We start from the raw sequence: 10,499 nt of genomic DNA on the forward strand, positions 1-10,499 counted from the left end.
TCGCTGCAAGTGGATAGGCCGGGGCCCGGCGGGAGCCGGACCCCTGCCGCCGAGAACTCTTAGCGAAGACCTTCCTTGGCCAGGTCCGCAACCGCTCCGTAGTTCTCGGGCGTAACGAAGCCGGCGCCGGTATCGACGTTGATCGCGCCGAGGCCGTAGACGACTTGCTGGCAGAGCGACAGGATCGGCATGTAGCCCTGCAGGAACGGCTGCTGGTCGGAGGTCAGCTGGACCCAGCCGTCCTTGAACGCCTCGACGATCTGCGGGCTGGTGTCAAAACCGATATTGATGATGTCGCCGGCATTCTTGCCTGCCGCCTGCATGTAGGTCGCGGCATTGCCGAGCGGCTGGCCGCCCGGATAGGCGATCAGCTTGACGTCCGGATTGGCGGTAATGGCGGCGGTGATCACCGGAATGCCGGTGTTCGGATCGGTGCCCAGGCCCTCGGGGCTCTGCAGCTTCACGACCTTCAGCCCGGCCGCCTCGAACGCCTCCAGCGTCCCCAGTTCGCGTTCGGCACGCTCGAGCTGCGACCAGTCGCTCATGACGATGGCAACATCGCCGGCCTTGAGGCCGAAGCGGCGGATGGCTTCCTCGCCCAGAGCCTTGCCTTGCGGCTTCTGCTGGGCCCCGACATAGCCGCCGCCGAACTTTGCAGTCGCCTCGTCGACCGGCACGTTCTGGTACATCATCTTGATGCCCGCGGCAGAGGCCTCTTCGGCCAGCGGCAGGATCGCGGCATTGCCCGGGTGACCCATCATGGCGATGCCATTGGGCGCCGCGCCGATGGCCTCGCGCAGCTGCTGGATCATCTTTTCCGAGCTCCAGCCCGAGAACACATAGTCAACTTGAGCGCCCGTATCTTTGGCCGCCTGGACAGCGCCGTTGTAGACGATCGAGGCAAAGGCATCTCCCTCGGCGCCACCGGCAAAGAAGCGGATCTTGACGTCGCTGCACCAGTTGTCGCGCAGGGTTTCGGCCATGGCGACACTGGTCAGGCTGGCGATGGTGACGGTTGCAAAAGCTGCAGCCGTCAGTGCCTTCAGAGCAATCCTAGTCATAGTCACGTCCTCCCTTTCGTGCTGTGCACGGTTTGCGTGCCGGCTCCCCCGCCGGCACCACTCATCAGCTGGCGCGTCGAAGCGACGGGTCTCCGCCCTCGTATTGCGCCGTCAGATTCACGAAGTCGCCGCCGCGGCTGTGTTTGAGATAGTTGAGCGCCCGGACCTGGCCGGTCATTTCGAGGGCATCGCGATAGACCGGGTCGTGCCAGCCTTCGATGTCGATCGATCCCGACCAGCCGGCGAGGCGCAGTTCGGAGATGATGTCGGTCCAGTTGCTGTCGCCGAACCCCGGCGTGCGCATGAACACGAACTTCTGTTTGCCGAAGATGCCGTGCTCCTTGATCACGTCCCAGCGGACGGTCGCGTCCTTGCCGTGCACGTGGAAGAACTTGTGCGCCCACTTGCGGATCTGCGGCAGCGGATCGATCAGGTAAACGAGCTGGTGGCAGGGCTCCCACTCGAGCCCGATATTGTCGTCCGGCGTCTCGTTGAACATCAGCTCCCAGGCATCCGGGTTGTGGGCGATGTTCCAGTCGCCGGTCTGCCAGTTGCCATCCATGGCGCAGTTCTCAAAGGCAATGCGGACGCCCTTGTCGGCCGCGCGCCTGGCCAGTTCCGACCAGACCTTTTTGTACTGCGGCAGGCTGTCGGTGAGCGGCTTGCCGCGTACCCGGCCGGTAAAGCCGGCAACGGTGGTGGCGCCGAAGTGATGGGCGTTGTCGATGCAATCCTTCCAGCCCTCGAGCGTCTGGCGGTCCATTTCCTGGTCCTCCAGCGGATTGCCGAACATGCCGAGGGTGGAAATGGTGATGTCGCGGTTGCCGATGGCGTCGAGCGAGCGCTTGCCGAGCTCGGCGAGATCCTGTCCGTTGGTGGTCTGCCAGAAGAACGGCTCGAAGCTTTCGAAGCCGAGGTCGGCGATCTCGGCGATGCGGTTGGCGGCGTGGCCGGCGCTGGCGGAGATCATGGTGCCGATGCGGATGGCCTTGGCGGGATCGGTCAATTCGAAATCCTCAAGCTGCAATGGTGACGCGCTGCCGCGTCCTGGCGCTCTCGATGGCGGCGAACACCATGGCGAGGCTGTTGATGTTGTCGCTGCCGACAGTTTCCGGCGGCGTGCCGGTTTCGATGGCGCGGAGGAAATCGGCAATGACGCTGGCATGACCACGGGTCTGGCCCGCATCGGCCGGCTCCGGCACGGCAAGGTCCGCCAGCGGCCGGTGGAAGCCCTCGTCGCCAGCGACGACATGCGCTGCAAAGCCGTCGAGCCCATCCCAGAGCAGCGTGCCGCGGGTGCCGATGATCCGCCACTGGCTTTCCCAGCTTGTGTTGGCGCCCTCGGCAGCCCATGAGCCGCGATAGGTGAAGGTGGCGTCCCCCGCGAGCTCGAAGATGGCGTTGGCGGCGGCGCCGTGCTGGTACCACGAGCCGCGTGGGTTGCTTTCGAGGCAATAGACCGCCAGGGCATCCCTGCCCGACATGAACCGGGCGGCGTCGAAGGTGTGGATGGCCATGTCGAGTAGCAGCACGTTCTGCATGACATCGCGGAAGCCGCCGAAATGCGCCCCGATGAAGAAATCCGCATGCAGGGCGGTCAGCTCGCCGAGCGCCCCGCTGTCGATCAGTCCGCGAATGCGTCGCGCACCGGCAATGTAGCGGCGGTTCTGCACGACGGCGTGCGTCTTGCCCGCTTTCGCCGCGAGGGCCACCAGGGCACGGGCATCGGCAAGGCTGGTTGCCATCGGCTTTTCGGACAGCACGTGACAGCCGTGTTCGAGCGCGGTTGCCACCACGTCGTGCCGGGCGCCCGGGATCACCACATCGAACAGCAGATCAGGCCTGGTGCCGTTGAGCAGGGCGTCGAGATCGCTCTCGACCGCCGCCCGGCTCAGACCGAACTCCGCCGCGAGGCGATGCGCGGCATCGGGGTTGATGTCGTTGAGGCCGACAATGGTGATGCGGTCCCGCAGCGCCGGCGTCTCGGCAATGGCCTTGAGCCAACCTTTAGACATAGCTCCGCACCCGGCCAGAACGGCACGAAATGACACGTAATTACCCCTCCCAGGGAAACCTGTCGGCGCCTTTCGCAGCTCTGCGCGACAGTTTCGTAAACGTTTACGACGCTATATTCGGAGACATTTCTGTGTCAAGAGAATTGCGTAAACGTTTTCGGAAGCACCTGGCGCACCGGGAAAAGCGAGTATTATGAAGGGCATACGGAGGCTTGCCGAACATCTGAGCATCTCGATCGGTACGGTCTCGCGCGCCTTGAACGGGCGTCCTGACGTCAATGAAGCCACCCGGCGTCGGGTGCTCGATGCGGCAGCCGAACTCGGCTACGTACCCAACCAGGCGGGACGCACGCTGCGACAGGGCACAACCAATGCCGTCGGGTTCATGATGGAGGCCGGCGCCGACACCTCGGGGAACCCGGACAACTTCTTTTTTGGCGTCTTCGATGGCGTCCAGGCGGTATTGAGCCGACACCAGCTGGATCTGGTGGTGCTCCCCTGCGCCACCGACGAGGACCCCACCGAGTATCTGCGCCGCATGATCGCGCGGCGGCTGGTCGACGCGCTGATCATCTCGGCGACCCATCGCAAGGACCCGCGCGTCGAACTGCTGAACAAGGCGCACGTGCCGTTCATCGCGCTCGGCCGGACGGGCACCCCGAGCGACCATCCGTGGATTGACCTCGATTTCGAGGGCGTGGCGAACCGCGCAGTGGACCGGTTGGTCGCCAAGGGCCACCGCAGCATCGCTGTCGCTGTACCGAGCAGCGATATCAATCTCGGCGTCATTTTCCTTCAGGCCTACAAGGAGGCCCTGGCCCGGCACGGCATCGCCTTCGACCAGAGCCTGGTGATCTACACCTCGTCATCAGAACAGGGCGGGTACCAGGCGGCGCATGAGTTGATCGGCATGGCGCAGCGGCCGACGGCTATCCTGCTGGTCTACGAGCTGATGGCGATCGGCTTCTACCGGGGCCTTCGGGATGCGGGACTGAACCCGGGCCAGGACGTGGCGGTCATCGCCTTCCGGGAGTCGCCGCTGTCCCGGTTTCTGTCGCCGGCGCTCACCTGCTTCAGGGTGTCGCTGCGCGACGTGGGGATTGGTCTGGGGGAATCGCTGCTCGCCTCGATGCCGGCGTACGCCGACATCTATCCACAGGGCATCGTGCGTCGGGTCTGGCCGATGGAACTGGTTGAAGGCGACAGCGACAACGCGCGGAGCAGTTGAGCGCCGGGTTGCGGCATTTGGAACCCAACGACGGGTTCATCGTGCACATACACCTCATAGGGCCCGCAGCGAGCGGATACTTTCGCTAGCAGACGTGCCGCCCCCGTTCTTAGGTGGCCCCCCGCTCCCCAAACACCGCCGCCAGATACGCCATCGTCGCAAATGGCATCACCTCGTCGACGCGGGCCAGCCGCTCGGCCGTGTAATACCCCGCCTCGTGCAGCAGGTTGAAGGCGCCGATGGTTTGACCGCCGACCACGATGGGCAGGTTGGCGATCGACTCGCAGCCGAGCGAACCGATGAGCTGCCAGTCGGCGAAATCCACGGCGATCGCTTCGAGGCTGAGCGCGGTATAGATCTGCTGCCGGCGGATCAGCGTTTCGGTCCACTGGTTGTCCGGGATCGGCTTGAAGCCGCCGACCGCATAGGCCGTGGCGTTCTGAGTGTAGAGGCGGCGGAGCCGGCCGGCCGGCACATCGAACAGCGTGGCCGTGGTGAGCTTGCTGCCGATCGCTTCGCCGATCAGCCCGGCGACGAAATCGAACAGCGGTTCAGCCGGACCGGATTGGCGGACCAGCGCGAGAAAAGCCGGCCAGTGCTTGTCGAGGGAAGCCATCACACCGTCCAGAAATCGCGCAGTGTCGAGGGGGTGTGCATGTTGCCGTAGAGATAGGCCCAGAACTCCTTGCGGCGCTCTTTCGGCACTTTCTCCCACACCGCATGGGTCGATGTATCGCCGCACCAGTAGCCGTAAACGAACGGCGCCCTCAGGCCATGGCGGAGGAAGGCAATGCGGCTCTTCGCGGTTTCGAGATCCTGGTAGCCTGCCTCGGCGATAATCGGCGCCACCTCCTCGTGCGAGCGGCCCTCGGCATGCAGCATCCAGGCGGCGTTGCAGCGGAGCGCCGCGCGCAGCCGCTCGAGCGTCATGCCGACGACATCTTCGGGGGTGTTGATCCAGTCGAGGAAGAACCAGCCATTATCGGCAATGCCTTCGAACAGCGCACTGCTGGCGGAACTGGTCACCACCTGCGCGCCGTCGAGCGGCATCTTGCCCTCGGCGACATAGCGTTGGCGCAGCGCCATATGCACCAGGTGGCCGGGGAAAGCCTCATGGCAGGCAAGGTGCTTGATGGCTGAGCGGGTGAACGGCATGGCGAGGTTGAGCCGCATCTTGCGCTCGGGAAAATCGCAATAGGCAGTGAACGGCACGTCATCGAGCCGCACCGGCTCGAGCCATTCGTCGTTCATCAGGTACATCATCTCGCTGGTGCGGCGCTGCGCCTCGCGCGTCACCTCACTCATGGTGGCCAGCACCTGGTCGGCTGGCACCAGCGTATCGGCTTCAAACCGCCCCACATCCTCGGCGAGCGAGCCGCCGCGATAGCCCAGTTCGTCGAGGTTCTCGCGGATGGTGTGGCGATAGCCATCGAGGATTTCGTCGCTCACCAGCTGCGTGTCGACCCGCATCTGCCGGCGCAGCCGCTCGGCATAGGAGATCTGCCGGCTCTCGAAGGTATCGAGCAGCGCCAGCAGCGAATCCACCATTTCGGTAAGGTAGGCGCGGCGGAGATCGCTCTCGGCCTCGCCGGGAATCCGCGCCGCAAAGGCTTCCAGGCGGTCGCGCGCCTCGCCGTAACTGGCGAGCGCATAGGGCTCGACCTGCGCCATGGCAACCGGGATCAGCCCCTCGCGGTCGAGAAAACTCTGGGTGCGTGGCACATCGCGATAGAGCCGGTCGAGGCCGGCAGTCAGCCGCGCCAGTTCCAATCCCAGTTGCATGCTCATGGCCGCTCCTCACCCCTGATTGACATAGCAAACTAGAACACCATCGGCCGGCTCGCCGCCAGTGGCACAGATCGACTTTCGTTGCATATGTGGTGCGAACTGCGACCGGAACCGGCCCCGCTCGGCCGATAACACGCTGTTTTGCATGACATTTGAGCAGTCGACAGCTTGTGCACGAATTTTGCGCGACACCCGATTGTCATCCGCAAAGATGAGCGCTACCGTCGAGGTGTATCAGGTGGTTAGAACACATGTTCTCGATCGACGCCAACAGCATCGACAAGTCCCTGCCCGTGCCGGTCGGCACGCAGCTCTATGGCCTGTTGAGCTATGCGCTGTCGTTTGGCGGCATTGCCCACGGCACCCGCCTGCAGTCGGTCCGCCAGCTCGCCGCCGAGCTCGGCATCGCGCCGATGACGGTGGCTCAGGTGTATCAGCGGCTGCGCGACGCCGGCCTCGTCGAGATGAAGCATGGGCTGGGCGCCTTTGCCGTTTCCGACATGAAGAAGCACGGCGTCGACAACCTGCCGGTCTCCTCGCTCCGTGCCGATATCGAGGTGCTGATCGGCAAGGCCGAAAAGCTCGGCATCTCGACCCTGACGCTCAATTCGATGATCAACGCCCAATCGCTGCTGCGCCGCCCCAAGGCCGGGTTGAAGATCGTGTTCGTCGCGATCTTCGAGGGGCCGGGGCGGGATTATGTGGCGCAGCTGAAGCCGGTGCTGGCGACCAACGACCAGGTGCAACTGGTGACGCTCGACTCCCTCAGGGTTACCGAGGAGCTGCGCCGGATCAGCACCGAGGCCGATATCGTCCTCACCTTCCTCCATCGTGAAGCCGAAGTGCAGGCGCTGATCCCCGAGGCACGGGTGCTGGGCCTGCGCTTCATCCCGTCGGTGCGCACGCGGCAGGCGCTGGCCGGGCTCGACCCGCGCACCCGCATCGCCGCTGTGACCTATTTCGAGGAATACATCGCCATCATGCGGCCGAGCGTGCGCGAGTTCGCGCCGCACGTCTCCGATATCCGCGTCACCTGGCTGTCCTCGCCGGACCTTGGCGAGGTCATCGCCCAATGCGACGCGGTGATCTTTGCCTCGGGCGCCGACCATGTGGCCGACCTGGTCCAGCCGGGTGTGCCCTGTTTCGAATACCGGCATGCGCCGGATCCGGGTGCGCTCGAGGGCGTGCTCGTGCCGCACCTCGCCGACCTCCGCCGCAGCAAGATTGCCGGCAACGAGACGGGGCCCGAAAGCGACATCCCCGAAAGGGGCGTCGCCGAGGGGTGAGACCAAACCAATCCCTGGCGCCTTCGAGGGTGGAACGTGGCTGTTCCTGAAGGCGCCGGGGCAATGACTGCAACAAAGTTCACAGGGGAACGGGAATGAACAAACTACTGCTGCTGACCACCGCCATCGTGGCGCTGGGGGCGATGCCGGCGACCGTCACGCTGGCTCAGGACAAGGCGATCGTCATCGGCACCGACGTCGATGCCGGCACGCTCGATCCGCGCCTGACGCGCGACACCACCGCCTATCGCACCGCCGACCTGATCTATGCGGGCCTCGTGCACCTCACCGCCAAGCTCGAAGCGGTGCCGGATCTCGCCGAAAGCTGGGAATCGCCCGACCCGCAGACCTACATTTTCAAGCTCCGCTCGGGGCTCACCTTCTCGGACGGCTCGCCGCTCACCGCCGATGACGTGGTGTTCACCTATGAGAGCGTCATCAACCCCGATTTCAACGCCCCCGACCGGGCGCTCTACAGCCCGATCAGCAAGATCGAAGCGGTCGACCCGCAGACGGTGAAGTTCACCCTCTCGGCGCCCTATGCGCCGCTGCTCAGCTATCTCGACAAGGGGATTGTGTCGAAGGCGGCGGTCGAAGCCGGCAAGGACCCGGCCACCGATCCGGTCGGCGCCGGCCCGATGGTGCTCACTGCCTGGAACCGCGGCAGCGATATCGTGCTCAAGGCCAACCCGAGCTACTGGGGCGGCGCCCCTGAAGTGACCGATGTCACGGTGAAGATCATCGGCGACAACTCGGCCCGCGCCCAGGCCTTCGAGGCGGGCGATCTCGACGTCATCCAGTCGCCGCTGTCGCCCAACGACATCGAACGGTTGAAGGCCGATACCCGCTTCGGCAACGTCATCACCGCGGGCCTCGGCGTCACCTACATCAACTACAACGTCAAGGACCCGCTGCTTGCCGAGCCCGGCATGCGGCAGGCCTTCTCGATGCTGATCGACCAGAATTCGATCGTCAACGACATCTACCAGGGCGTCGACGAGATCGCCTCCTCGATCATCCTGCCCTCGTCCTGGGCCTATTCGGCCGATATCAAGCAGCCGACCTTCAGTGTCGAAGGCGCGGTGGCCAAGTTCAACGAACTGGGCTGGAAGGATTCTGACGCCGACGGCATCCTCGATAAGGACGGCAAGAAGCTGACGGTGACGCTCTCCACCCACAGCGAAGACCCCAACCGCGTGCAGTCGGTCGAATTGACCCAGGCGCTGATGCAGTCGGCCGGTGTCGATGCCCAGGTGCAGATAACCGACTGGCCGTCTTTCTCCACCAACTATGTGCAGAAGGGCCTGCACCAGATCGCCCTGCTCGGCTGGCTCAACATCGTCGATCCGGACCGGCTGCTGTTCGGCCAGCTGTCGACCGGCGGCTCGACCAACTGGGGCGGCTATTCCAACCCCGAGGTCGATAAGCTCTTGCAGGAAGGCCGCTCGTCGCTCGACCAGGCGGCGCGCGCCACCGCCTACCAGAAAGCGGCGACCATCCTAGCCTCCGACCTGCCCTACTTCATCATCTCCGACCAGGGCTACCAGCTGTTCTACAAGCAGCCCTTCCCGGTTGAAGTGCAGGCCACTCCCCGCGGCAATTTCCGCGGCCTGATCGGCATGGACGAATAAGTCCCTGCCCCTCCCCCGGCCGGCGTTCCCTCCCAGGCGCCGGCCGGAACTTTGGTTTGAAATTCGGAACGGACTGCCCCTCACCCTAACCCTCTCCCCAGAGGGGAGAGGGGACGAGAGGAGCACCAACAGTGCCGCAGCGCCCCCTCTCCCCTCTGGGGAGAGGGTCGGGGTGAGGGGCAGTGCGCTTCCATCACAACGTGAATGCCCGAGGAGATGACATGAGTTTCTCGCAGCGCCTTGGCGCCGATTTCTATGCTCGCGTCCATCGCGACATCCGCGCTCGCATGGCCGAGACCGGGGTGGACCTGCTGCTGCTCGATGCCAATGACGATGTCATCTACACCACGGGCTTTTCGCACTACACGACCGAGCGGCCGGTGGTCTTTGCCATCAGCCAGACCGGTGCCTGGTTGCTGCTGCCGCGGCTCGAACAGGGGCATGCGGCGCATCAGATCATCGCCGCCGAGCCGGTGATCTATTTCGAGTTTCCCGGGGTCGACAAACCCTTTGACGTACTGGCGCGGGCCCTCCCCGCCCAATCCGGCACCGTCGCCCATAGCTACGGCATTGCGTTCGGCCGGATCGCGCAGATCGCGGCGGCCTTCCCCAATGCGAAGGTCGTGCCCTCCACCATCGTCCAGCAGATGCGGCTCAGGAAGTATCCCGAGGAGATCGTGCTGCACCGCGAGGCGGCGCGGATCTCCGACGAGATGGTGCGCGCCGGCGTGGCGCTGATCGGCGAGGCCGTGCGCCAAGGCGGCGAGCTGCCGAGCGAGATCGCCATCGAGCAACACGTGTCGCGGCACGCCATGAACATCATGTATTCCGAGCATAACGAGCTGATGCTGGTGCAGGGCCTCGCCTCGGGCCTCGTCTATTCCGGCATCCGCTCGAGCTTTCCGCACGGCATGCCGACCGGCAATCCGGTCAAGCGCGGCGAAAGCCTGATCCTGTCGCTAGGCTGCCGGGTTGGCGGGCGGGCGGCCGAGAGCGAGCGCACCTTCTTCATCGGCGAGCCGACAACTGAACAGCAACGGCACTACTCGGTCGCCTATGAGGCGCAGCGTATGGCCACCGCCGCGCTGATCGCCGGCCACACCTGCGCCTCCTCGGACAACCTGGCGCTCGGTTACATCCGCGACCAGGGCATGGCCGACAATGCCCTGCACCGGGTGGGCCACGGCATGGGCATCATGTTCCACGAGTCCCCGTGGATCGAGGCGGGCGACCAGACTATCCTCGAGCCCGGCATGATCGCCTCGAGCGAGCCCTCGATCACCATCCCCGGCTTTGCCGGCTACCGCATTGCCGACACCGTGCTGGTCACCGCCGAAGGCCCAGACAGCATGACCCACTATCCGCGTAGGATCGACGAGATCGTTATCGCATGAGGTGGGGTTCCGACATGGCGGGGCTGGTGTCAACGCAGCCGACAGGCCGGCGCGCGAAGAGCACCCCCTGGCCCGTATATCCCTCTTACGCCGCCG

Annotated in this window: 9 protein-coding genes; 4 read left to right on the forward strand and 5 right to left on the reverse strand. The window is 64.9% G+C overall.

Annotation, left to right across the window (positions count from 1 at the left end; genetic code table 11):
* Positions 1–59: 59 nt before the first annotated feature.
* The 3 genes from VW23_RS17020 to VW23_RS17030 all read right to left on the reverse strand — a co-directional run bounded on the left by VW23_RS17020 (position 60) and on the right by VW23_RS17030 (position 3,112).
* Positions 60–1,061, reverse strand: coding sequence for a substrate-binding domain-containing protein (locus VW23_RS17020; protein WP_069910741.1), 1,002 nt, complete (start codon positions 1,059–1,061; stop codon positions 60–62).
* Between the two features lie 64 nt (positions 1,062–1,125).
* Positions 1,126–2,067 (reverse strand): sugar phosphate isomerase/epimerase family protein, encoded by a 942-nt coding sequence (locus VW23_RS17025; RefSeq protein ID WP_069910749.1) that lies wholly within the window; start codon positions 2,065–2,067, stop codon positions 1,126–1,128.
* A gap of 10 nt (positions 2,068–2,077) precedes the next feature.
* Positions 2,078–3,112, reverse strand: a complete 1,035-nt coding sequence (locus tag VW23_RS17030) for a Gfo/Idh/MocA family protein (RefSeq protein WP_141728370.1) — start codon at positions 3,110–3,112, stop codon at positions 2,078–2,080.
* Between the two features lie 157 nt (positions 3,113–3,269).
* Between VW23_RS17030 and VW23_RS17035 the strand changes: the two genes are divergently transcribed.
* Positions 3,270–4,304 carry a LacI family DNA-binding transcriptional regulator gene (locus tag VW23_RS17035; protein ID WP_069910743.1) on the forward strand — a complete coding sequence of 345 codons (1,035 nt, stop codon included), beginning with the start codon at positions 3,270–3,272 and terminating at the stop codon, positions 4,302–4,304.
* Positions 4,305–4,413: 109 nt separating this feature from the next.
* Here VW23_RS17035 and VW23_RS17040 read toward each other — a convergent pair whose 3' ends face one another.
* Positions 4,414–4,920 carry a hypothetical protein gene (locus VW23_RS17040; RefSeq protein WP_084646257.1) on the reverse strand — a complete coding sequence of 169 codons (507 nt, stop codon included), beginning with the start codon at positions 4,918–4,920 and terminating at the stop codon, positions 4,414–4,416.
* Positions 4,920–6,092 carry a hypothetical protein gene (locus VW23_RS17045; protein ID WP_244513633.1) on the reverse strand — a complete coding sequence of 391 codons (1,173 nt, stop codon included), beginning with the start codon at positions 6,090–6,092 and terminating at the stop codon, positions 4,920–4,922. Before VW23_RS17045 ends, VW23_RS17040 begins: the two co-directional genes overlap by 1 nt.
* Before the next feature lie 251 nt (positions 6,093–6,343).
* Here VW23_RS17045 and VW23_RS17050 point away from each other — a divergent pair, with 251 nt between their 5' ends.
* From VW23_RS17050 to VW23_RS17060, 3 genes are all read left to right on the forward strand, one after another.
* A complete protein-coding gene (locus VW23_RS17050) occupies positions 6,344–7,378 on the forward strand; it encodes a GntR family transcriptional regulator (protein ID WP_069910744.1) in 1,035 nt (344 codons plus the stop codon).
* 95 nt (positions 7,379–7,473) lie between these two features.
* The gene (locus VW23_RS17055; RefSeq protein WP_069910745.1) at positions 7,474–9,009 is read left to right on the forward strand and encodes an ABC transporter substrate-binding protein; all 1,536 of its coding nucleotides are present in this window, start codon (positions 7,474–7,476) and stop codon (positions 9,007–9,009) included.
* A gap of 221 nt (positions 9,010–9,230) precedes the next feature.
* The gene (locus VW23_RS17060; RefSeq protein WP_069910746.1) at positions 9,231–10,403 is read left to right on the forward strand and encodes a M24 family metallopeptidase; all 1,173 of its coding nucleotides are present in this window, start codon (positions 9,231–9,233) and stop codon (positions 10,401–10,403) included.
* Positions 10,404–10,499 lie beyond the last annotated feature (96 nt).

Source organism: Devosia insulae DS-56, assembly GCF_000970465.2.
Lineage (GTDB): Bacteria > Pseudomonadota > Alphaproteobacteria > Rhizobiales > Devosiaceae > Devosia_A > Devosia_A insulae.

Bases quoted from the DNA above. Each gene is read 5' to 3' on its own strand.
- VW23_RS17020 (WP_069910741.1), bottom strand. From the start codon at position 1,061: ATGACTAGGATTGCTCTGAAGGCACTGACGGCTGCAGCTTTTGCAACC.
- VW23_RS17035 (WP_069910743.1), top strand. From the start codon at position 3,270: ATGAAGGGCATACGGAGGCTTGCCGAACATCTGAGCATCTCGATCGGT.
- VW23_RS17040 (WP_084646257.1), bottom strand. From the start codon at position 4,920: ATGGCTTCCCTCGACAAGCACTGGCCGGCTTTTCTCGCGCTGGTCCGC.
- VW23_RS17045 (WP_244513633.1), bottom strand. From the start codon at position 6,092: ATGAGCATGCAACTGGGATTGGAACTGGCGCGGCTGACTGCCGGCCTC.
- VW23_RS17050 (WP_069910744.1), top strand. From the start codon at position 6,344: ATGTTCTCGATCGACGCCAACAGCATCGACAAGTCCCTGCCCGTGCCG.
- VW23_RS17055 (WP_069910745.1), top strand. From the start codon at position 7,474: ATGAACAAACTACTGCTGCTGACCACCGCCATCGTGGCGCTGGGGGCG.
- VW23_RS17060 (WP_069910746.1), top strand. From the start codon at position 9,231: ATGAGTTTCTCGCAGCGCCTTGGCGCCGATTTCTATGCTCGCGTCCAT.